The sequence below is a fragment of the Streptomyces sp. NPDC088387 genome, from assembly GCF_044753385.1.
Lineage (GTDB): Bacteria > Actinomycetota > Actinomycetes > Streptomycetales > Streptomycetaceae > Streptomyces.
Genome location: NZ_JBIVNC010000004.1, coordinates 245,286 through 268,115, shown reverse-complemented (window position 1 = coordinate 268,115; position 22,830 = coordinate 245,286). Strand labels below are relative to the sequence as shown.

Sequence of the window (22,830 nt, the reverse complement as noted above, 5' to 3'; positions counted from 1 at the left end):
ACTTCCGTGAGGCCCGGCGCTGATGACCACGGGGAGGGCCGGCGTGGCACCAGCGCGCCGCACGGTCCGGTCACCCCGCGGTGAACCCGGTGCGAATAAGGACTGACTTGGGCCACGGAGGGCGACCCCGGCACGTACAGGAGTACGACGGGGAACTGGGCGCCGCGGTCGCGCGGGCCCAGCAGGGGGACGAGGCCGCGTTCGCCGTGGCCTACCGGATCGTGCAGCCGGGACTGCTCGGCTACCTGCGCGGTCTGGTCGGCGACGAGGCCGAGGACGTCGCCTCCGACACCTGGCTGGAAATCGCCCGTGACCTCGGCCGGTTCTGGGGCGACGGGGCGGGCTTCCGCGGCTGGACCGCGACCATCGCCCGCAACCGGGCCGTGGACCACCTGCGCCGGATGCGGGCCCGGCCCCGGCCGGCCGCCCTGGAGGCGGACGTACTGGAGCTGCCGGGACCGCACAGCACCCACGAGCAGGCGCTGGAGGCGATCTCCACGGCGGAGGCGCTGGCGCTGGTGCGGTCGCTGCCGCCGGACCAGGCCGAGGCGGTGCTGCTGCGGGTCGTGGTGGGGCTCGACGGCCCGGCCGCGGCGCGTGTCCTGGGCAAACGGCCCGGCGCGGTGCGTACCGCCGCCCACCGGGGGCTGAAACGTCTCGCCGAGCGGCTGGGGAGCGGGCACGGGGAGAGCGGGCACGGGGGGAGCGGGGGCGGAAGTGGCCGCGGTGGCCGGGACGACTGGCGTCCACGGGGGCCGGAGTGATCCGCCGGAAGGGGGCCGGATCCCGTTGCCGCGTCGCCAAAGCAACGGCCGGGGCCGCCACCCCCCACAGGAGAGGCCCCGGCCGTCGCGCGGCACGGGCCGCGCGGCGGCCCGTACTTTCTTCAGCGCCATGACTGCGTTTTCTGTCACACCCCAGCGCGTCACGGGTTGGTTGCATCGTGTACCAACATGGACGAGGAGCGGTTTCAGGCCGTAACGTGCCATTCGCGCCGGACTGCCCAGGCGGCCGGATCAGTGCAACCACGTGCGGGCGTTGACACCGCAACATTCGACCGAGGAACCACGACGGCGAGAACCCGGTCCGCGTGAGCGGCGCCGGTTCAGGCGTACAAAGGGGTCGCACGCGTGCTGGGGGACGACGCCGAGTTGACGGCCGCCGTGCTTGCGGCACAGAACGGGGACGAGACCGCGTTCCGGACTGTGTACCGCACGGTGCACCCGCGGCTGCTCGGATACGTGCGCACACTCGTCGGTGATCCCGACTCCGAGGACGTCGCCTCCGAGGCCTGGTTGCAGATAGCCCGTGACCTGGAGCGGTTCAGCGGCGACGCGGACCGCTTCCGCGGCTGGGCGGCCCGGATAGCCCGCAACCGCGCGCTGGACCACATACGGATGCGCGGGCGCCGCCCGGCCATCGGCGGCGACGAGACCGAGCTGACCGGCAAGCCCGCCGACTCCGACACCGCGGGCGAGGCGATCGAGGCGCTGGCCACAGGCCGCACCCTCTCCCTCATCGCCCGGCTGCCCCAGGACCAGGCCGAGGCCGTGGTGCTGCGGGTCGTCGTGGGTCTCGACGCGAAGACCGCCGCCGACACCCTCGGCAAACGTGCGGGGGCGGTCCGGACCGCCGCGCACCGCGGTCTGAAGCGGCTCGCCGAACTCATCGACGAGGATCCGGAATCGGCCGGCGGGCTCGACGCCCTGCCCGCCCCGCGAGAACCGCGCGACCGCGCGGTCACGTCCGCGAGTGTGACGCATACGCGTCCGCGGACGCAGAAGGACATGTGATGGCCGACGAGCACTACAGATGGCTGGACCGCGAAACGGCCGAGCGCCTGCTGCGCGGAGAGCCACTGGAAGCTGTCGACGCCGACGCCCGTGAGCAGGCCGACCGGCTCGCCAAGGCGCTGGGCGCCATGTCCGAACGGACCCCTCTGACCAGCGACGAACTCCCCGGCGAGGCCGCCGCGCTGGCCGCCTTCCGCAAGGTGCGGGCCGAGCGCGACGACGTCGGCCGCGCCTTCGCCGACGGCCTCTCCGGACCCCGCGCGTCCGACGCCGGGCTGGTCCGGATCGGCGGCCGGTCCGGTCGCGGCCCCGGTCCGGAACCCGGCCGCCGCCCCATCCGGAACGGTCAGACACGCCTCGCCCTGGCCGCCGCGCTGGCCGTCGTCATGATCGGCGGAGTGGCCGCCGCGACCGGAACCGGAGTCCTGCCGACGCCGTTCGACGAGGACGCCGACCCGGGCCCCGCGGCCACCGTGCCGGCCGTCGACCCGCCCGACGCGCCGAAGACCCCGCCCTCGCCGGAGCGCTCCCGGGGCGCCGACACGGCGCCGCCCCCGTCCGGCGGACCCACCGGTCTCCCGACCGGACCCGACGCGGCGCAGGGCCCCGGAACCCAGCCCTCCACCGAGTCGAAGCCGCCCGCCGGCCCGGCCGGTGGGAGCGGTCACGCATGGCTCGACGCGGCCAGGGCGTGCCGCGATCTGCGCAAGGGCAAACCCCTGGACGCCGAGCGCAAGCGCGCGCTGGAGGCGGTCGCGGGGGGCTCGGCACGGGTGGTGAAGTTCTGCCGCGGTGTGCCCGCCGACGCCGGGAGCGGCTCGGGCGGCGGCGACGAGAAGGGCGACGGAGACGGCCTGGACGGCCCGGGCGGCTTCGGCAAGCAGGACAAGGACGACAAGCCCAAGAAGGGCGACGAGGACGAGGACGACGACGGTGGCCGTGACGGCCGGCGGGGCGGGTACGACAGGGGCGTGAGCCTGTTCGGCCTCCTCCCGTCGCAGCCGACATCGACGCCTACACCGACTCCGACTCCGACGCCTACACCGACTCCGACTGCGACGCCTACACCGACTCCGACTCCGGGCTCGTCGGAGACCCCGCGGCCCACCCCGACGTCCGTACCGACCGTCACCCCGACCGCCGTACCCACGGCCCCGCCTACGACCGCGCCTACGACCGCGCCTACGACCGCGCCGTCGACCGCACCCCCGTCGCCCGGCCCCTCGTATCAGCCGCTGTTCCCTGACAGTCGCCGCTGACCTGCGGTTTCTCACCGCACGACGTCGGCTCGACCGGTGGGTGTGACACTTTTGGGCTTAGTGACGCAGTAGTAAGTGAGCCGACTGGTCATCGGCCGTTTGCACAGTGCCGGGGTTCCCCCCGTACCTGCGGCACGTGCACCCGGCGCGGGCGGGACACGTTCCCCCGGTCCCGCCCGCGCCGCGAACGTCCGTCCTCACCAGTGGACGACGACCTTGTCGCCGTTGCGGACCTGGGCGTAGAGATCGGCGATCGCCGCCTCGTCCCGGACGTTGACGCAGCCGTGCGAGCCGCCCGCGTAACCGGTCGCGGCGAAGTCCGACGAGTAGTGCACGGCCTGGCCCCCGCTGAAGAACATCGCGTACGGCATCGGCGAGTCATAGAGCGTCGACACATGGTGCCGGGACTTCCAGTAGACCTCGAAGACACCTTCGCGGGTCGGGGTGTACTCCGAGCCGAACCGCACCGGCATCGTCGAGACCGTCCGCCCGTCGATCATCCAGCGCAGTGTCCGGCTCGACTTGCTGATGCAGAGCACCCGCCCGGTCAGACAGCGGGTGTCGGGCGCGTCGGCCTCCTGCCCGCCCATCAGATACAGGTCCCACTTCCCGGGCTCCCGGGTCATCTTCTCCAGCCGCTGCCAGGTGACGGTGTCCGTCTCGCCGGTCTGCGGCAGCCCCCGCTTGCCCTGGAAGCCACGGACCGCCCGCTCGGTGAGATCGTCGTACGTCCCGGTCGGACCGTCGAACAGCCACTCGACCTGCCGCAGCCGCGCCTGGAGCTCCCGCACGTCCCGGCCGCTGTCGCCGGGGGACCAGAGCACGGGGGCCGGCACGGACGGGGCCCTGCTCGGCGCGGTCGGCGCCGCGGGGCTGCGCGGCGGGCTCTTCTTCCCGGCGGCGGAGTTCCCGCCCGAGGGGTCCCCGGCGGCGGAGTCCCCGGCGGGCGGGTCTCCGGCAGGCGTCGCCGGCCGGGTGCTCGTCACCTCGATACGCACCGGCGGTATCGGCTTCCCGTCCGCGTCCACCGGTCCCGCCTTGCATCCGCAGACGGTCACCAGTGCCGTCAGCCCGGCGATCGCGGCGACCGCTGTGCGCCTGCCGTTCGTCCGCATGTACGGCCCCCTCGTCCCACCGGAGTGCTCTGGTGTCACTGGAGGTGTTCCCCGGATGACTGGTCGCGAACGGGGCGGCATCGTGGTGACCAAGCTCCCAGCCGCAGCGAGGACAGCGGAGGCGCACCATGGCACGCGAGTCGGAGTCGGGACTGCCCATCGAGCCGGTCTACGGCCCGGACGCGCTGACGGGCTGGGACCCCGCGGTACAGCTGGGTGAGCCGGGACAGTACCCCTACACGCGCGGTGTGTATCCCTCCATGTACACGGGCCGCCCGTGGACCATGCGCCAGTACGCCGGTTTCGGCACGGCCGCCGAGTCCAACGCCCGCTACAAGCAGCTCATCGCCCATGGCACCAGCGGACTGTCGGTCGCCTTCGACCTGCCCACCCAGATGGGCCACGACTCCGACGCGCCGATCGCCCACGGCGAGGTCGGCAAGGTGGGCGTGGCGATCGACTCGATCGACGACATGCGGGTGCTGTTCGACGGGATCCCGCTGGGCGAGGTGTCGACGTCGATGACGATCAACGCGCCCGCCGCCCTGCTCCTGCTGCTGTACCAGCTGGTCGCCGAGGAACAGGGTGTGCCGGCGTACGAGCTGACCGGCACGGTCCAGAACGACGTACTGAAGGAGTACATCGCGCGCGGCACGTACATCTTCCCGCCGAAGCCGTCGCTGCGGCTGGTCGCCGACATCCTCCGGTACTGCCGGGCCGAGATCCCGAAGTGGAACTCGATCTCCATCTCCGGCTACCACATGGCGGAGGCGGGGGCGAGCCCCGCACAGGAGATCGCGTTCACGCTGGCCGACGGCATCGCGTACGTGCGGACCGCGGTCGCGGCCGGGATGGACGTCGACGACTTCGCGCCCCGCCTTTCGTTCTTCTTCGTGGCGCGTACGACGCTCCTGGAGGAGGTCGCCAAGTTCCGTGCCGCGCGGCGGATGTGGGCGCGGGTGATGCGCGAGGAGTTCGGGGCGCGGGACCCGAGGTCGCTGATGCTGCGGTTCCACACCCAGACGGCCGGGGTGCAGCTGACGGCCCAGCAGCCGGAGGTGAACCTCGTACGGGTGGCCGTGCAGGGCCTCGGCGCGGTGCTGGGCGGCACGCAGTCGCTGCACACCAACTCCTTCGACGAGGCCATCGCCCTGCCGACCGACAAGGCGGCCCGCCTCGCCCTGCGCACCCAGCAGGTCCTGGCGTACGAGACGGACGTGACGGCGACCGTGGACCCCTTCGCCGGGTCCTACGTCGTCGAGAGCATGACGGACGCCGTGGAGGCCGCGGCCCTGGATCTGATGACACGCGTCGAGGACCTCGGCGGGGCGGTCGCCGCCATCGAGGCCGGCTTCCAGAAGGGCGGGATCGAGCGCAACGCCTATCGCATCGCCCGGGAGACCGACACCGGCGAGCGGGTCGTGGTCGGCGTCAACCGCTTCCGGCTCGACGAGGAGGAGCGCTACGAACCACTGCGGGTGGACCCGGCGATCGAGGCCCGCCAGGTCGACCGGCTGACCCGGCTGCGCACCGAGCGCGACGGGCAGGCGGTCACGTCGGCCCTCGACGCGCTGAAGACGGCCGCCGCCGGGACCGACAACGTCCTGTACCCCATGAAGGAGGCCCTGCGCGTCCGCGTGACGGTGGGGGAGGTGTGCGGGGCGCTGCGGGAGGTGTGGGGGACGTATGTGCCGAGCGACACCTTCTGACCAGCGGTAACACCTCGTACGGGTGATCGAGGGCCGAACCCGCCCGTCGCCGGTTACGCTCCTGGAGAGTCAGCCCCGAAAGGAGGACGCCATGGCCGTACTGCACCAGGAACTGACCCTGGGCGAGGCTGCCGACCAGCTTGCCCGCGCACTGCCTGGCCACCGCGTGGAGATTCTCCAGGGGAGGCTTACTGCGACACCACCGCCGGATGGCTCGCATGCACTGTCGCTCACGAAGCTGGGCAGGGCATTGGACCGGGCCGGCATCGTCGAAGCGGGCTACGAACACGTTCAGGGCATCGGCCTCTGGCTGCCCGCGCTGCCAGAGGATTTCGCGGTACCCGATCTCTCCGTCGTCGACGAGGACTTCCGCGACGCCCATGTGAAGAAGAACTACTACGCCCCGAACGTCTTCCGCCTGGTGGTGGAGGTGACCTCGTCCAACTGGTCCGACGACCTCCACACCAAGGTCGAGTGCTACGCGCAGGCGGGCATCCCGGCATACCTGGTCGTGGACCGCAAGCACGACGAGGTGCTGCTCTACACGGAGCCGGCCGACGGAAAGTACCCCCCGCCGCAGCGTTTCGAGCGGGGTGGGAGGGTGCCGGTGCCGGAGTCCGTCGGGGTCACCGCGGAACTCGTGGTCGACACCCTTCTCGACGGCTGAGCGCCGTCCGCCGGGTCAGTTCGCCGCGGTGCGGCGGGCGTTGCGGATGGCGCGGGTGAGCAGGGGTGGCAGCAGGTCGTGGGCGAGGCGGCGGGCGCGGCTGCGGGGGCGGCGGGCCGGGGTCGGACGGGTCGCCTGTTTCGGGACGGCCGGCTCCGGGGCGGGCACGGCGGGGGCCGCGTCTTCGGCCGGGGCGTGCCGGGACGGGGGGAAATCCGGCGCGGGCATGCCCTTCTTGGACTTGAGGCGGACCAGCCGCTGCCCGGCCGCCTGCTGCACGCTGAGGTTGCAGTCCTCGCGCCCGCGCACCATGGCGAGCAGCTCCTCCTGCACGGCCTCGGGGTCGCCCCACGTCCCGTACAGCTTCTGTGTGCTCAGACAGATCGGCCGCAGTCCCCGGTTGAGGACCGCCTCCCAGGTGGCGACGGAGACGCCGGGGGTGTGCTCGGAGCGGAAGTCGTCGAGGACGACGATGCCGTCCGGCTGGAGGAGGTCCCGGGCCGCGCCGATGTCGCTGTGGACGTGCTCGTAGAGGTGCGAGCCGTCGATGTGCACGAACCGGCAGCTGCCCGGCTCGATCTCGCCGGGCACGATCGAGCTGGGGCCCTGGAGGACACGCGGCAGCGCGGGGTGGAAGGAGAGGTAGTTCGACTCGAAGGCCCTGCGGGTCAGCGAGCCGTACGACTTCGCGGACTCGGCGCGGTTGGCGCCGTCGGGAGCCTCGCCCTCGAACAGGTCGCAGACCGTGTAGCGCTCCTCGTCCTGCCGGTGCCGGCCGAGGAAGATCGCGCTCTTCCCCATGAAGACGCCGATCTCCAGCAGGTCGCCCCGCTGTCCCCCGGTCTCCTGCCGGTTGAGGAACCAGTCGAAGAGCAGCTGGTCGAGTACCGGGAACCAGCCGGGGACGTCGTCGAGCCGGTGGGGCGGCGGGGACGAGGGCGTTGCCTGCGCGGTGGGGTACTGCTGGGTCACGCCGTGTGCAGGGGTCATCAAGGAGAGCACTTCCTTGTGCGTGGTTTGCGTTCGGTTCGGACTGCACAGCGTCTGCCCAGCGAATGCGGCGGAACCTGACAGTCAGGTGAACACAAGGCCAATGTCCCCGCACGACTGCGGTAACCGAGATTCGCAAAAATGTGCGAGCCATACCCCGCAAGAGTTGCCGAGGCTCAGCAGAGCCGCAGGCGCCCGGCATAACCGTCCAGGCCTGCCGCGGTGTCACCGGCCCATCCGATGTACCCGTCGGGTCGGACCAGGAAGACACCCGTGCCGTACGCCGGGTGCTCGGCCACCCGCACCACCGGGAACGGGGACTCCGGCAGCGGGGTGTCCGTGCCTACGGTGAGCAGGGTCCAGTGCGGGCCCCGGAACACGTCGAAGAGCCGCCGCGCACCCCCGGAGGCCCGGCGGATCTCGCCGTCGGGGGCGCGGTCGCCCGCCCGCAGCGTGCCGTCCGGGGCCGCGCGGGTCTCCAGGGTCAGGGACGAGTCCCGGTAGCCGAGGCCCAGCTGGCGGGTGACCGCACCGCGCCGGATCTCCCCGCGGTGCACGCCGGTGGACAGCCCCAGCATCTCCGCGGCCACCGGCAGCCGCTCCTCCTCGTACGTGTGGACCAGCGACTCGGGTGCGCCCCCGCGCAGCACCGCGCCCAGCTTCCAGCCCAGGTTGTAGGCGTCCTGCACGCTGGTGTTGAGCCCTTGCCCGCCGGCCGGTGAGTGGATGTGCGCCGCGTCCCCGGCGAGCAGCACCCGGCCCGCGCGGAACCGGTCGGCGAGGGCGGCGCGCGGCCGGAAGTCGGAGGCCCAGCGGACCTCGGTCACGTCCTCGGCGGCGAGGTGCGACCGCGCGGCGACGACCTTGCACACGGCGTCCGGCGAGACGTCCACCACGGTGTCCCCGGCGAACCGGGCGGTGACCTGGAAGGTGTCCGTACCGGCCAGGGGGCAGACGGCGAGGAAGTCGCCGCTGCCGTCGGCCGGCGGGAAGATGTGCCAGTTGCCGCGGTCCAGCCCGTCGATCGTCACGTCCGCCACCAGCATCGGGGCCGGGTCGACCGGCTCACCGGTCATGCCGACGCCGAGCGCCCGGCGCACCGCGGACCGGCCGCCGTCCGCGGCGACGGCGTACCGCGCGCGGATCGCCCCGCCGTCCGCGAAGGACACGGTCACCCCGTCCGCGTCCTGGTCGAGGCCGACCGCCTCCCGGCCGAAGGCAACCCGCCCGCCCAGCTCCGTGAGCCGCGCGAAGAGGATCTCCTGGGTGCGCCACTGCGGCACCATCCAGGGCTCGGCGTACGACGAGTCCTCGCCCTCCTCCGGCGGGTCGAACATCCGGTGCTCGCCCGCCCGGACGCCGTCCTGCCAGATCATCCCGACCGGGTAGGGGCCGCCCGCCCCGAGGACCGCCTCCACCACGCCGAGGTCGTCGAAGACCTCCATCGTGCGGGGCTGGACGCCCTTGCCGCGCGAGCCGGGGAACAGGGCGTCGGCCCGCTCCACGACCAGCGCGTCCACACCCTGCCGGGTCAGGCAGATGCCGAGCGCGAGGCCGGTGGGGCCCGCGCCCACCACGAGTACGTCGGTGCGGTCGGTCATGGTCACACTCTCCTTAACGTTGTTAAGTGGCCGGGTCCACAGAATGCCCTTAACGGTGTTAAGGAGTCAAGGGGATTCCGATAGGTTGGCGCCCGTGAGCACGGAACGCCGAGAGCCCCTGGACCGCCGCCGCGTCGCCGGCACCGCGCTGCGACTGCTGAACGAGGTCGGCCTGGAGGGCCTGACCCTGCGGGCCATCGCGAGGGAACTGGACGTCAAGGCGCCCGCCCTCTACTGGCACTTCAAGGACAAGCAGGCGCTGCTGGACGAGATGGCGACCGAGATGTTCCGCGGTATGGACGACGGCTCGCGGCTCGACCCGGCGGACACCTGGCAGCAGCGGCTGCGCCAGGCCAACCACGGTCTGCGCCGGGCCCTGCTCGCGCACCGCGACGGCGCGAAGGTGTTCAGCGGCTCACGCTTCACCGGCATCGAACACGCCGGACGGATGGAGGAGACGCTGGAACTGTTCACGGCCGCCGGATTCGAACTCGCGCAGGCCGTACGGGCCACCTCGACGGCGTTTCTCTACACGCTCGGCTTCGTCACCGAGGAGCAGGGCGTCCAGCCGCTGCCGGGCGAGCGGCGGGCGGGCTACGACGTCGAGGAGCGCGCGGCCCGTATGGCCGACTTCCCGCTGACGGCACGCGCGGGCTCGGAGATCTTCGCCGACTACGACCGGCACTTCGAGGAGGGCCTGGACATCGTGATCGCGGGCATCGGGGCGCAATACGGGGTGCGGTGAGCCACGGCGGGGGAGCCGGCGCCCGGTGTGGCCACTGGGCCCTCGGTGTGCGTCAGCGCACCCGCGCCAGCACACCCCGCAGCCACGGTGTCATCCGCTTCTCCACGTACCGGTTCATCAGCCAGGCCAGCGTCAGCATCGCCGCCACCGTCAGGCCCATCGTCATCCAGGACGCCAGCCCGAAGTCCTGGTGGAGAACCTTGATGACAACCCAGCCGAGATGCTCGTGGACCAGGTAGAAGGGGTACGTGAGCGCGCCCGCGACCGTCAGCCAGCGCCAGTCGGCCCAGTTCAGCCAGCCGAGCGCGATGGCGAGGACAGCGGCCAAACCGAGCGTGACGATCAGCACGATCACCGACGCCGAGCGGTAGGAGAACTCGTTCGGCGAGTGCGCGTGCCACAGGCCCGCGACCGCGTAGTGCTGCCCGGTCAGCCAGCTCACACCGACGATGCCCCACGCGAGGGCGTCCCGCCGGTCGCGGTGCAGCAGGTAGATGCCCATGCCGCCGATGAAGAACGGCGCGTACTCCGGCATCAGGACCAGCGCGAGCGTCGGATCCCCGGAGGCCTGGGCGATCGCCGCGGCCAGCGTCCACACCGCGCAGAACAGCACCACACGCCGCCGGTCGGCGCCCGGCAACACGATGAACAGGGCGAACAGCGCGTAGAACCGGATCTCCACCCACAGCGTCCAGTCGACGCCGAGCACCCGCTGGGCGCCGATCGGCTCCTGAAGCAGGGTCAGGTTCGTCAGCGCGTCGCTGGGCGACACGGCCGCGTAGGCCACACCGGGCAGCGCGAACACCCCCGCCACCAGGACGACGGCCACCCAGTACGCCGGGAGCAGCCGGGAGGCGCGGGAGGCGAAGAAGGAGCGCAGCGGCCGGCCCCAGCCGCTCATGCAGATCACGAACCCGCTGATCACGAAGAAGATGTGCACACCGAGCGGGCCGTACGCGAACCACGAGTGCAGGGTCGGGAACTGGTCCTGCGGGGAGGTCCCCCAGGCCCGGTTCACATCGCCGCCGCGCCCGCCGTAGTGGTACGCGGCGACCATCAGCGCGGCGATCAGCCGCAGCCCGTCCAGCGCCCGCAGTCGGCCGCCCGAGGAGTTCCTGCGCCGGTGCGGCGGCGGTACGGCCTTCGCGGGCCGGACCTCGACCCCGACGGACGGGGTGGTGCCGGACTCCGGTTTCGCCGTGCTCACGACCGTCTCGGTCACGCTGTCACCCCTCGTAGTGCTTCCGTGCGCCCCGACCGGCCGGAGCGCCCTGAATCGAAAACACCGGGGCCGGGAAGAACTGACGTACGCGTCAAACACTAAGGGCCGGGACCGTGCGCCTTCCCTCACCGGCGTCCCGATTCGCCCTTCGGACCCCTGTGATTCACCTGAGAGTCATACGAGTGGCCGATATGAGCGGACTCGCGCGACGGCGCTGTGGCCGGAGTCACGGCCTCCGGTCCCGGACGCGGGACGGCCCCGGGAACCTTGCGGATCCAGGGGCCGGGTGAGGGTCGGGCGGGTGCTCAGGAGGCCCTGAGGAACGCCGAGAGCGACGCCTTGCCCAGGTAGGTGAAGCGGGTGTCGCCGGTGAGGTGCTTGTCCATGGCGTCCTTGACGCCGGGCCACTTGGGGTCGCCGAAGTCGTCGAGGACCACGATGGCGCCGGGGGCGGCGATCTCCTCGGCCCATTCGAGGTCGGCCTTGACGCCGGCCTCCGAGTGGTCGCCGTCGACGACGATCACGCCGTAGCGGCGGTCGGAGACGGCCGCGCGGGTCTCGGGGTCCTCGGAGAAGCCGCGCTGGATGCGGGCCGCGACACCCGCCGGGCCGGCCAGGGTGAGATTGGTGCGGACGGCGTTCTCGTCGACGGGGGCGCCGGTGGGGTCGGGGCGCTCCTCGGTCCCGGGCTGGAGCTGCACACCGGCGAACGGGTCGACGATCGTCACGCTGGGGCTGCGACCGTCGCGCTCCATCATCCGGACGAGACCGGCGGAGAACATGCCGTAGAGCGTGCCGATCTCCAGTATCTCGTCGTTCGGCGGGTCGAGCAGGGGTATGGTCCCGAGCTTGCCGCAGATGTTCATGGTGCCGCCGGCGATCCGGCCGACGCCGAGCGACTCCATCGCGATCAGCAGCCGGTAGGCCGTGGCGACGTTGCGCTCGGCGGCCTTGCGGTTGCCGCCCAGCTCCTCGACCTCGGCGTACAGACGGTTCAGCGGGCCGGGGTGGAGCATCCGCGAGAGGCCGCGGCCGCGCGAGCCGAGCAGCAGATCGATGGTCAGCTGGTGCTGCCTCATCAGCTCGAGCGCTTCGTCCAGCCGGTCCTTCTCGGCGGCCTGGGCGGCTGTCGCCGCCCGGATCTTCCGGTCGATGCGCTGGTCGATGAGGGTGGCGAAGGGGCGCAGCAGACGCCGGGAAGCCGAACTGGTGAGCAGGGAGCGGCTTGTCATGGGAACCGAAGACCTCAATCCGTCGTACGTCGAGTCGGAATGTTGCGGCTCGCGGGTTCAGGACAGGCTAGGTCCCGGTTTGCCGTACGGAAGGGGTGCGCGGTTGAGCGAGACGTAAACAAGTTGCGAACTCCGCATGGCGGAAGCACAGGGTCCAGGTGTGCGGCAGCAGCGTCGGCCCAGGTGGGGGCGGTCTCGTCGAACGGCGACCGAACAGGTCCGTGCCCCGCCCCGCGCGGGTGGCCACAATTCGCGGGGGCGGGGTGGTTTGGACGCGTGATTCCCGGGAGCCGGCCGGGTCAGCCGAGCAGGCGGCGCAGGTTCAGCTTCCCCCAGAGCAGGCTGGTGGCGAAGGACGCCGCCATCACCGTGGCCACCAGGGCGGTGAGCAGCAGCCCCGCCTCCAGCGCGCCGAGGTCCGGCGAGACCAGCGGGCCGACGAGCTCCTCGACGAACAGCACGTGCACCATGTACGCGCCGAGCGCGGCACCGGCCAGCTTCTGGAGCAGCGGCCGGCGCTTCTCCGGGATCCGGATCCGGGAGACCAGCAGCAGGACACAGACCGCCATCACGGCGACGAAGAGGTGCGCGTTGGGGATCACGTAGTGGACCTGCGTGTTGTACCAGAGGCACGCGGCCATCGTGACCGGCAGCAGCGCGACCAGCGGCCAGCGCCACCGCAGGGTGCCCGCGGGCAGGGCGAACAGCAGCGCGCCGCCGACCGCGTACACCAGCGAGTAGGTTCCGAAGCCCCAGGCCACGGTGGGCAGTTCGCGCCCGGTGACCTCGGTGATCGTTGACATCACGCTCGGCAGCACCGCGATGGCGAGCAGGGCGATGCCCAGCCGCCAGGGGCGCTTTCCGGCCTTGATCAGCATCGCGAACGCGAGCAGCGCGATGATCGGTATGTAGTTGTACATGAACCACAGGTGGTACGCGGGCTGTACGGACCCGAACAGGGCGTCCGTCGCCAGCTCGGTCATCGGCCGCTCGTTGCGGTCCCGCACGAACGCCCAGACCAGGTAGATCGCCGTCCACGCGAACAGCGGGACCGTGTTGCGCACGATCCGCTTCCACATCTTCGCGCCGTCCCGCGGGGGCGCGCCGACCAGGACGGCCCAGCCGGCGATCGCGAAGTACATGGGCACCGCGAACGGGTTGATCGCCTCGGCCACATGACCCGCCCAGTACACACCGCCGCCGTTGGCCGCGTCGTTCCCGGTCGAGGCGATGAACTGGGCGCCCACGTGCCCCAGCATGATCGTGGCGGAGCAGAGCAGCCGCATCAGGTCGACGTCGAAGCGGTGCTCGCGCGCCGGTGCGGTCTCCGCGGGTGCCGACTCCACGGCGGGGGCACTGCTCTGCTGCGGCAGGCGTACAGCTGTCTCGTTCTGCACCGCGCGCCTTTCGGATAGGGGATGGACGGGGATCGAGCGAAGGGGCCCGCGGGGTCGGTGAGGCGGTCGAACAGGACAGCGGGACTCACCACTCGTGCCACGAGGTCAGGGGTGGGTCAGTGCTCCGGCGGCCCGGCTCTCCGGGGGCGGGTCACTTGCTGCCGCCGCGGCGGACCGCGCGGCGTACGACGCGCTTGGCGCGCCGCACCTGGAGCTTCGCCCGCACCTGCGGGGTGCTGCCGGGCAGACCCAGCTCGCCCAGGCGCAGCTCGGGGAAGTAGTAGCCCGGAGTGCCGGCGAGGTGGTCGCGCAGCCACTCGGTGGTCGGCTCGCGCAGCTCCGCGTAGGCGGAGGGCTGCATGCAGAAGCCCATCGCGCGGACCAGCGGTGACAGTGACGCCGGTGCCTCGCCGACCCGTGCGGGCGGCTGCCTGCGCTCCAGGTCGGGCACCAGGTGGTCGACGATCGCCAGCGGTACGCGGTTGCTGTTGGGGTACGGCTTGAGCCGCTCCATCACCAGCGCGGTGCCCACCCGGCCGATCGGCACGTCGTAGTAGGCGGACGCGGTCACCATCGCCGTGGAGAAGCAGCCGACGACCAACTCGGGACGTGCGTGGTGGTACAGCGTCTCGGCGAGCAGCGGGGCGTTGAGGACGGTGAGTCCGACGCCCGCCTCCGCGGCGGCCTTGCTCAGCGCCTGCGAGTAGCTCGCGGGGGCCGTCGGATGGGGCTTGAAGACCACCGAGCGGTGCCCGGCCTGCGCGGCGCCGGTGAGCATCCGCACATGGAGGTACTCCTCCTCGCGCGCGGTCAGGATGTTGATCGCCGCCAGGTACTGCCCGAGCAGTACGGCCGTCGGCGCCTCCTCCAGCACGGGCGCCAGCCGGGCGTCGTCCGCGGTGGCCCGGGAGATCTCGTCGAGTACGGCGCGGAAGGCGTCGTCGGGGACGACCTCCGGCGGGACGCCGTACTCGGAGAGCAGCATCGGCTTCAGGCCGGGGATCAGATCGAGGTGGAGCAGGCGCCGGATACGGCTGGAGATGGTGAGCGGCAGCCGCTCACGGGTGGGGCCGTAGCTCATCAGGCCGTCGGCGTAGACGTGGACTGCGCTCTCGGAGAAGATCGCGGCGAGCGCACGACCGGGGTTGACCTGGATCGACTCGACGGCCAGCTCGATCAGATCGCGTTCGCCGATGCCCCAGGAGAGCCGGAACGCCTTCTGCCACAGCTCCGTGTCGTTGGCGCGCGGGCCCCAGACACTCGGGTGGTACGGCCGTATCTCCCGGTTCCAGCTGATCACCGAGTCGAAGCGGTCGGCTATCCGCTCGTAGCCCTGCATCTCGTCGAGGCGCAGCGCGGTCTCGGGCTGGGCCGCGTTGTTGCAGACGAGCAGGATGCGCCTGGCCCCGCCGCGCGGTCCGAACTGGCCGGCGTCGAGCGACGCGGCCAGGGTCGCCGCCCCGTACAGGGTGGAGACCTGGAAGATCTGGGTCGTGTGACGCATGGATCAGGCAGCCTTCCGCCCGTCGCGCAGACGGCTGAGCAGCCTGCCGCGAGTGGGGTCGATGTTTCTGAGTGTTTCCTCCAGCGCCCCCTGGGGCATGCGCTGGAGAGCCGCCCGCGCGTCACGCTTCAGCCGCTGGGCCGCCAGCGGTTCGTACTCGTCGACCTTGCCGATGTGGAAGGCGATCATCGCGCAGTAGGTGCGCAGGGCCTTGAGGAGGAAGCGGTCGGCGTCCGGGTCCTGCTGCACGTCCTGGAGCAGGGCGTCGTAGGCCGGGATGAAGTCCAGCTGCCGGTCGTCCTTGACCTGGGTGAGCGAGGTGGTGACACCACGCCGGTAGAAGATGCCGTGCAGGCCGACGGAGGCGTAGGTCCTCGCCTTCAGGTGCAGGCGCCAGATCCACAGCCGGTCCTCGGCCGTGCGCAGTTCGGTGGCGAAGCGCATACCGCCGTCGTCGAAGAGGTGGCGCCGGTAGATGCCCGCCCACACGAACGGGTAGTCGACCATCGTCTCCGTGTGGACCGGCATGATGCCGTCGCGCGGGTCCATCACGCCGTTGCGCACCTTGGCGGGGGGTCTTCGGATGACGCGCTCGGTGCCGGTGGCCTGGACGTGGTCGGTGCGGGCGAAGTCGCAGCCCAGCTCGTCCATCGCATCGACCAGGTCGGAGAGGTGGCGCGGTCCGTACCAGTCGTCGCCGTCGAGGAACGTGACGTAGTCGCCGTCCGCCGCGTCGATGCCGCTGTTGCGCGCCTGCGCTATGCCCATGTTCGTCTCGTGCCGGATCACTCTGATCTGGGGCAGCCGGTCCGCCCAGAGATCGATCACCGCGGGTGTGGAGTCCTTGGAGCAGTCGTCCACCACGATGAACTCGAAGTCGGGGTCCGCGTTGTTGGCGAGACTCCTCAAAGTGCTGTCGGCGAAGGGCCCCACGTTGTGCATGGGGACGACGACGGACAATTTGGGCACGCGGGCCTCTCACGTTCGATGTATGTAGACAGAACGAACAGGCTAACGAGCCGCCCGAGTCGAACGGTATCGACTCGGGCACGGAACGGTTAAGTCCATTCGTCGTCGAAGTGAATTTTTGGCGTTCAGGCCCTGTTGAAGGTTTCCCTCAGCTCATCGATGTTCGACTGCGTGGTCTTCCACAGGAGGTCCTGCGCCGCGTACACGTCGGCGACCGCGGCCCGGTGGTCGTCCAGGACCGCCACCGCCCGCTCCGCGAGCCGCGCCCCGAGCTCCCGGTCGTGCACCGAAAGACCCCACTCCGGCCGGCCGATGTCGGCGAGGAAGTAGGCGAGCTTCGGGTGCGAGACCAGACTCAGGATCGGGGTGCCGCCACCGAACGGGATCATCCCCGCGTGCCCGCGCATCCCGACCACCAGCTTCGACCGGCGGTACAGGTCCCGGATCCCGTCGTTCGACATGTCGTACAGCTGCTCCACGGGCAGCGTGATGCCGTGCTCCCGCCGCAGGTCGTGCACGAACTTCTCGTCCGCCGGCATGTGGGCCGCGTACCGCACGTCGGTCCGGTCCCGCAGGGTGCGGACCGCCGTCGCCATCTGCGCGAGGAAGTGGCCGTAGTCGTGGCCGAAGCGCAGCCCCGAGCGGTCGTACGCGGCGTTGACCAGGACGGTGTCGGAGCGCTCCGCCGGGTCGGTCCAGCCGGGGATCAGATGCCGGGCGACCGTGGTCGGACAGGGCTGGTAGCGCACCCGGTCGCGCAGTTCGGCCGGCAGCAGCTCACGGACCCGGTCGATCGAGCCGTGGTTGCGCAGCCCGAAGAACGCCGACCGCTCGACCAGCACCCGCAGGCTCTCCGCGAACCGGCCGCGCCGGTAGAGCTGGCCGTCGAAGACGTTGTAGCCGACGGCGAACACCGCGAGCGGAGCCGTGATCCGGGACAGCAGGTCGTCCGGGACGTTCCACTGCCAGTGGCTGTTGCCGTTGGGCGAGGTGTCCGGGAGGAACAGCCCGCCACCGCCGACGATCACCCCGCGCCGCGCGTTCAGCTGCTCCAGCGTCGCCTCGTCCACCAGCCGGTGCACGGGCTGCTCGTACCAGCGGTGCGGGCCCGTGTCCGCGTCGAAGCACATCCGCACCGCCTCGGGCAGCACCTTGTCGCCGGCGTTCTCCTGCCCCTCGGCGAACAGCGCCACATGCGCCAACTGCTCGGCCGCGGGCGCCGGTTCCACCTCCGCGGGACGATCAGGACGAGTCCGTACGAACCAGGCGTGGCATCCGGCGTCGGTCGGGTCCGCGTCCAGCCCGTCCCGGGCGTAGGCGTGCGCGTCCGCCTCCCGACCGGTGAGCCACGCGAGCCGGGCCAGCTGCGCGAACGCGCGGGGCGCCGAGTCCGGCGACGCCGCCGACAGCAGCAGATGCGTCTCCGCCTCGTCGTAGCGCGACAGGGCCATCAGGCACAGACCGAGCGTCTCGTGACAACGCGGCGCGTCCAGCCGGTCGCCCAGCACCGGGGCCAGCACCTCGACGGCCTCGTCGTAACGGCCCTGCTGGCGGTACACGTCGGCGACCGTACGGGCCAGGTCGAGCGAGGGACGCGCGTCAAGGAGCGGGGGCGCGAAGTGCGCCAGCAAATCGGGGTGCTTGCCGCCGGGCAGCGCCCGGTAGGCGGCCCGGTAGTCCTCGTCGCTCAGCTCGAACCGGCGCCGCGCCTCCGCCGCCGGGCCGTACCCGGGCTCGTCGAACGGGCGGGTGAAGTGCAGTACGGCGACCTGCTCGGGCACCGGCGTGTCGTCGTGCAGCCGGCGGGTCAGGAAGTCGAAACGCGGGTCGACCGGGGTCAGTACGTCCCCGAGGGCCGCCTCCGCGTCGCCGTCACCGCCGGAGAGCCGGGCCACCAGCGCGTCGTCCACATCGGTCGGCTGTACGACCAGCAGGCCGTCCGGCAGCACGGCCCGCCGCTCCTCGCCCGCCCCGTCCTGGCCGGGCTCCCACGCCAACTGCCGTACGGCGCCCACCCCGTGACGCATCCTCAGCAGTACGCCGAGGTCGCCGAGGACGACCATGTCCGGGCTGAGGGCGATGACGGTGTCGTAGCCCTCCAGTCGGAACACGTCCGCGCGGCCGGCCGCCTCGCGGGTGACGAGCCGCGGATACAGCGGGCGCAGCGCGTCGAACGCGGAGTCGGCGAGCCCGGGGTGCAGGACGACGAAGTCCTCGCACACACCGGGGTTCGTCAGCACCAGGCTGCGCAGCAGCGCGGGCAGGGCGGACAGCCGCTCGGCGTCGGTGTGGACGGCGAAGGCTATTCGGCGTTTGCCGGTGATGGTTCTGCGGTCGTCCGCAGAGGACTGGCTCATCGCAGGGCGATCCTCATCTTGCTGTCGTCGACGTCGGTCGCCCGGTCCATGACCCACTCCGTCTCCCTCGGCCGCAGCCGGCCGGGCAGACCGAAGCCGATCAGGTCCAGACGCGGAGTGACGTCCAGGTAGTCCAGCAGCCGCAGCACGGTGAAGGCGGTGGTGGTCGCCTTCTCCCAGCCGCCCTCGCCCAGCAGCGCCGGGTCGGCCAGCGGCCGGCGCAGGGTGGCGTCACCGATCCGCTCCTGCGCGCCGGGCACGAGACGGGTGCGCACGGCACGGCGCCAGGGGCCCGCGGGGTCGCCGAACACCAGGCGGACACCGGCCTGCTGGGTCCAGGCTGGGCCCTCCCACGGGGTGTCGCCGCGGACGGTCAGGGCGTGGATGTCGGTACGTCCGCCGGTGCCCTCGGCGCGGATCCGGAACCCGTCGCAGCGCACGATCACGTCGTAGCCGTCGATCCAGGCGCCCAGCGTGCTCTGTGCGATCTCGTCGGCGCCGGAGACCAGGCACACGCTCTTCCCGGCGATCAGGCCCCGCAGACCGGTGACACCGAGCGGCGTGGTCGCGCCGACCGCGGACTCGGGCGTCGCGTCCCGCTCCGCGAGCCTGCGGTAGGTGCCGTACAGCTCCGTGAGCCGGCGCACCTTGGCGTCGCCTTTGCCGAGCCGGGCCGTCTGCGCCCTTACGTGGGCGGCGAGTTCGGGGGCGATCGCGGCGGTCGTCGCGGTGGGCTGCCCGAGGAGGTCGCGCAGCGGCGAGCCGGTCTCGGGGAACAGGGCGACGGCCGCGTCGAGGCAGGCCCGGCGGCGGCGCAGGGTGTTGATCCTGCGGGCCACCTCGGGTGCGGGGTTGCCGTTCTGAAGCAGGGCCACGTAGCGCTCGTAGCTCTCCAGGGCCTCGGTGTCGCGGCCCAGTCCGTCCAGGGCCAGGCCGTGCAGGCGCCAGGCGCCCTTGGAGCGCTGCCGGATCCGCGTCGATGTCTCCGCGATGTCCAGGGCGAGGGTCAGCGCGGGGTCGCCGCCGGAGTCGAGGGCGCGTTCGCCGACCTGGAGCAGGGCGTCGAACGGGTCGGTCGACGGGCCGTCGAGGGCGGACGCGAGGGCGCCGATCGCCTGGGTGAGGCGGGCCTGGGCGGGGGTGGACGTGTCGGGGTGGGCCGCGAGGTAGGCGCCGGTGCGGCGTTGGCTCCGGGCGAACAGGTCCTGCCTGGCGGCCTCCTTCTGCCGTGACTTGAACAATCCCGCCAGGGGGTTCGTCATGCGCGTTCCACCGTTCTCAGATCGGAGGCCGAATGTGCCCGAACGCGAGGGGGCGCGGGTAACTTCCCCATGACCACCAGATGAACACTCCCCCTCACTTGGCGGTCCGGGGAGTGATGCTCCCACGTAGCCGCAGCCCGCTGTACTCGCGTAGCCGCGGGCAGCTGTGCCGCGGAGGCGGTTCCCGCTCACCCACCGCCGCCGCGGGCAGCTGTGCCGCTGGGGCGGCGCCCACCCACGGCCGGCCGCGGCCGGCTGAACCCGCGTAGCCGCGGCCCGCTGTACTCGCGTAGCCGCGGGCAGCTGCGCCGCGGAGGCCGTTCCCGCTCACCCACCGCCGCCGCGGGCAGCTGTGCCGCTGGGGCGGCACGGGTGGGCGCGGCGGCACCCCGTCGCGCCGGGTTGCGCAACGCCCCCCACCCCCCACGCCGGGACGTGTTGTCGGGTGCGGGTAGGTGGGGGCCGGTCGCGCAGTTCCCCGCGCCCCTCGGGGGGAACGGTTGTCGTGTTGGTGCCGCGACGTCGTGGCTTGTCGCGCAGTTCCCCGCGCCCCTTGGGGGGTGACGGTTGTTGTGTCGGTGCGGCGACGTTGTGGCTTGTTGCGCGGTTTCCCGCGCCCCTTCGCGGTGTTAGCGGCGGACCGCCTTCCAGGTGACCTTGGCTCGGCGGGCCACTCGGCGGGCCGTGGAGTTGCGGGGGAGGAAGGAGAGACGTTGCGGGATCCCGCCGGGAAGGCCGAGCACGGTCAGCCGGCGCCGCTTGAAGTACCGCTGAAGCCGAGGCCCGTAGTTCTTCGCGAGGAATCGTTCAGTCGTCGCCCGCATCTCGGGATAGATCTGCGGCTGCATGGTGAAGCTGAGGGCGATCACCAGGCCCCCGACAAGATCCGCCGGCAGCTCCTGGGAGTCCTTGCCGGACCGCTTCTCCAGGCTCGGCAGCAGCGCGTGCGCGAGCGCGACCGGAACCCGGTTGCTGTTCTGGAACGGAGTCAGCCGCTCCAGCAGCATGTCCGTACCGATCCGCGCGACCGGCAGGTCGTAGAGCGCCGACGCGGTGAACAGGGCCGTCGAGAAACAGCCCACCACCAGCGCGGGCCGCGTCTTCTCGTAGAGGACCTCCGCGAGGACCGGTGTGTTGATCACCGTGAGTTGGACGCCCAGCTTCTCCGCCTCCGCCTCCAGGGCCAGGCCGTAACCGGCCGGTGCCGTGGGGTGCGGCTTGAAGACGATGGAGCGGTGCCCGCGCTCGACGGCCCCGCGCATCATCCGCACATGGAGGTTCTCCTCCTCGGCGGAGGTGAGGATGCCGAGCGCGGAGAGGTACTGGCCGAGCAGCAGCGCCGAGTTGTCCGGCACGGCCGGCAGCTCACCGGCCGTACCCGTGAGACTGCTGAGCACCTTCAGGAACGCCGCCGTCGGCACGGTCTCCGCCGGCACACCGAACTCGGTCAGCAGCATCGGCTTCAGGCCCGGCACCAGATCGAGGTGCAGCAGCCGCAGCACCCGCGTGCCGACCAGCGGGTCGATCTTGTTGCGGGTCGGGCCGTAGCTCATCAGCCCGTCGGCGTACGCGTGCACCGGGGCGCCGGTGAAGATCTGCGCCAGCGACAGCGACGGGTTGACCTGGAGGGACTCCATGACCAGCTCGACGCTGTCGGACTCCATGTCCCACAGCATCCGGAAGTACCGCTCCAGGAGCGGCATGTCGTCCAGCCGAGGCGCCCACGCGCCCGGGTGGAACGGCCGGATCGCGTCGTTGAAGGAGATCACCTCGTCGAAGTGCTCCCGCAGCGTCTCGAACCCGGGCATCTCGTCGACGCTGGGGGTCGTCTCCGGGGTCGCCGAGTTGTTGAAGACCATCAGCACCCGGCGGTCGCACTCGGTGAAGCAGTCCGACTCGATCGCGGCGACCAGGGTGGCCGCGCCGTAGAGCGTGGAGACGCAGAAGATCTGGGTGGTACGGGACATCAGGCGGCCGCCTTCGCTGTGGTCACCCGGCGCCGCAGCCGGCGCAGCCTGGTGGAGCGGTTCAGGTCCATGGTGTCGAGGACGTCACCCAGCATGTCCTGCGGCATCCGCTTTATCGCCGCCGCGCTCATCACCCGCAGCTGCTTCGCCACCGGCGCCTCGAACTTCTCGATCTCCGAGAGGTGGTGGGCGATGATCGCGCAGTACGTGCGCACCGCCTTCGGCAGCAGCTTGGCCGCGTCCCGGTCGGCCGCGGTCTCCTCGATCACCTCGTCGAAGGCCCGGATGAAGTCGAGCTGACGGACATCACCAATTTGAGTGAGGGAGCTGGCGACCCCTCGCCGGTAGAAAACACCCATCAGGCTGACAACGGCGAACGACTCCGCCTCCCGGTGCAGCTGCCAGATCCACGGCCGGTCCTCCGCGGTGCGCAGTCCGTCCGTGAAGTGCAGCACGCCCCGGTCGAGCAGCCGGCGGTGGTAGGCGCCGGCCCAGGCGTAGGCGTAGTCGACGGAGGTGCTGCGGTCGGCGGGCAGGATCGCCGCACGCGGGTCGAGCACCTTGTTCCGCAGGCCCACCGGCACCCGGTGCACCGTACGGGCGCGGGCCTTGGCCTGGACATGATCGGTGCGGACGAAGTCGCAGCCGAGCCCCTCGATGGCCCCGACCAGCTCGCTCAGGTAGCCCTCGGCCAGCCAGTCGTCACCGTCCAGGAAGGTCAGGTATTCGCCGGTCGCGGCGTCCAGTCCGGTGTTGCGGGCGGTGGCGAGGCCCCCGTTCTCCTTGTGGCGGACGTATCTGACCTGGGCGACGGCCGAGAGTTCGTCGGCCGCCCGCTCGAGAATCGCTGGGGTCTCGTCCTTCGAGCAGTCGTCCACGAGAACGAATTCGAAGTCGTCCCTGGCGTTCATCCGCAGGCTTCTGAGGGTGTCCGGGGCGTATTGCTGCACGTTGTAGAACGGCACGATCACGGAGAGCTTTGGCACCCGCGAGAGACTACGAGGGGGCCCGGCAGTCGAACTGGCCGGGGAGGGTACTGAC

At 71.6% G+C, this 22,830-nt stretch carries 18 protein-coding genes; 6 read left to right on the top strand and 12 right to left on the bottom strand.

Translation table 11 applies throughout. The features are described from left to right. Positions 1–107 precede the first annotated feature (107 nt). The 3 genes from ACIQAC_RS12670 (at position 108) to ACIQAC_RS12660 (ending at position 3,052) form a co-directional block, all read left to right on the top strand. Positions 108–764: an RNA polymerase sigma factor gene (locus ACIQAC_RS12670; RefSeq protein ID WP_402189786.1), complete on the top strand. Its 657-nt coding sequence runs from the start codon at positions 108–110 to the stop codon at positions 762–764. Positions 765–1,130: 366 nt separating this feature from the next. Further along, a complete protein-coding gene (locus ACIQAC_RS12665) occupies positions 1,131–1,793 on the top strand; it encodes an RNA polymerase sigma factor (protein ID WP_402189784.1) in 663 nt (220 codons plus the stop codon). Then, positions 1,793–3,052 (top strand): hypothetical protein, encoded by a 1,260-nt coding sequence (locus ACIQAC_RS12660; protein ID WP_402189783.1) that lies wholly within the window; start codon positions 1,793–1,795, stop codon positions 3,050–3,052. The genes ACIQAC_RS12665 and ACIQAC_RS12660 overlap by 1 nt, the downstream gene beginning before the upstream one ends. A gap of 197 nt (positions 3,053–3,249) precedes the next feature. Here ACIQAC_RS12660 and ACIQAC_RS12655 read toward each other — a convergent pair whose 3' ends face one another. Next, positions 3,250–4,167, bottom strand: coding sequence for a L,D-transpeptidase family protein (locus tag ACIQAC_RS12655; protein ID WP_402189781.1), 918 nt, complete (start codon positions 4,165–4,167; stop codon positions 3,250–3,252). Between the two features lie 128 nt (positions 4,168–4,295). On the opposite strand from ACIQAC_RS12655, the gene ACIQAC_RS12650 reads away from it, so the two are divergent. Both ACIQAC_RS12650 and ACIQAC_RS12645 read left to right on the top strand, forming a co-directional pair. After that, entirely contained in the window at positions 4,296–5,876 is a 1,581-nt protein-coding gene (locus ACIQAC_RS12650; RefSeq protein WP_402189778.1) for a methylmalonyl-CoA mutase, read from the top strand. A 91-nt stretch (positions 5,877–5,967) separates the two neighbouring features. Beyond that, entirely contained in the window at positions 5,968–6,543 is a 576-nt protein-coding gene (locus tag ACIQAC_RS12645; protein ID WP_402189776.1) for a Uma2 family endonuclease, read from the top strand. A gap of 15 nt (positions 6,544–6,558) precedes the next feature. Here the strand turns inward: ACIQAC_RS12645 and ACIQAC_RS12640 are convergent, their stop codons facing one another. Then, complete coding sequence (locus tag ACIQAC_RS12640) at positions 6,559–7,533, bottom strand: class I SAM-dependent methyltransferase (RefSeq protein WP_402189774.1); 975 nt, start codon at positions 7,531–7,533, stop codon at positions 6,559–6,561. 176 nt (positions 7,534–7,709) lie between these two features. Further along, entirely contained in the window at positions 7,710–9,134 is a 1,425-nt protein-coding gene (locus ACIQAC_RS12635; protein ID WP_402189772.1) for an FAD-dependent monooxygenase, read from the bottom strand. Between the two features lie 94 nt (positions 9,135–9,228). Between ACIQAC_RS12635 and ACIQAC_RS12630 the strand changes: the two genes are divergently transcribed. Next, positions 9,229–9,879 carry a TetR/AcrR family transcriptional regulator C-terminal domain-containing protein gene (locus ACIQAC_RS12630; protein ID WP_402189770.1) on the top strand — a complete coding sequence of 217 codons (651 nt, stop codon included), beginning with the start codon at positions 9,229–9,231 and terminating at the stop codon, positions 9,877–9,879. Positions 9,880–9,931: 52 nt separating this feature from the next. Here the strand turns inward: ACIQAC_RS12630 and ACIQAC_RS12625 are convergent, their stop codons facing one another. From ACIQAC_RS12625 to ACIQAC_RS12585, 9 genes are all read right to left on the bottom strand, one after another. Beyond that, positions 9,932–11,101 carry an acyltransferase family protein gene (locus ACIQAC_RS12625; protein WP_402189769.1) on the bottom strand — a complete coding sequence of 390 codons (1,170 nt, stop codon included), beginning with the start codon at positions 11,099–11,101 and terminating at the stop codon, positions 9,932–9,934. A gap of 305 nt (positions 11,102–11,406) precedes the next feature. Beyond that, positions 11,407–12,333 (bottom strand): class I SAM-dependent methyltransferase, encoded by a 927-nt coding sequence (locus ACIQAC_RS12620; RefSeq protein WP_402189766.1) that lies wholly within the window; start codon positions 12,331–12,333, stop codon positions 11,407–11,409. 299 nt (positions 12,334–12,632) lie between these two features. Further along, positions 12,633–13,730 carry an acyltransferase gene (locus ACIQAC_RS12615; RefSeq protein WP_402189763.1) on the bottom strand — a complete coding sequence of 366 codons (1,098 nt, stop codon included), beginning with the start codon at positions 13,728–13,730 and terminating at the stop codon, positions 12,633–12,635. A gap of 151 nt (positions 13,731–13,881) precedes the next feature. After that, positions 13,882–15,234 carry a polysialyltransferase family glycosyltransferase gene (locus tag ACIQAC_RS12610; protein WP_402189760.1) on the bottom strand — a complete coding sequence of 451 codons (1,353 nt, stop codon included), beginning with the start codon at positions 15,232–15,234 and terminating at the stop codon, positions 13,882–13,884. A 3-nt stretch (positions 15,235–15,237) separates the two neighbouring features. Continuing rightward, on the bottom strand, positions 15,238–16,203 hold the full coding sequence (locus ACIQAC_RS12605; protein ID WP_402189758.1) for a glycosyltransferase family 2 protein: 966 nt from the start codon (positions 16,201–16,203) through the stop codon (positions 15,238–15,240). A 125-nt stretch (positions 16,204–16,328) separates the two neighbouring features. Next, positions 16,329–18,560, bottom strand: coding sequence for a polysaccharide pyruvyl transferase family protein (locus ACIQAC_RS12600; RefSeq protein WP_402189756.1), 2,232 nt, complete (start codon positions 18,558–18,560; stop codon positions 16,329–16,331). Then, entirely contained in the window at positions 18,557–19,822 is a 1,266-nt protein-coding gene (locus ACIQAC_RS12595) for a hypothetical protein (RefSeq protein ID WP_402189754.1), read from the bottom strand. The genes ACIQAC_RS12600 and ACIQAC_RS12595 overlap by 4 nt, the downstream gene beginning before the upstream one ends. Before the next feature lie 629 nt (positions 19,823–20,451). After that, positions 20,452–21,789, bottom strand: coding sequence for an alpha-2,8-polysialyltransferase family protein (locus ACIQAC_RS12590; RefSeq protein WP_402189751.1), 1,338 nt, complete (start codon positions 21,787–21,789; stop codon positions 20,452–20,454). Beyond that, entirely contained in the window at positions 21,789–22,775 is a 987-nt protein-coding gene (locus tag ACIQAC_RS12585) for a glycosyltransferase family 2 protein (protein ID WP_402189748.1), read from the bottom strand. The genes ACIQAC_RS12590 and ACIQAC_RS12585 overlap by 1 nt, the downstream gene beginning before the upstream one ends. Positions 22,776–22,830 lie beyond the last annotated feature (55 nt).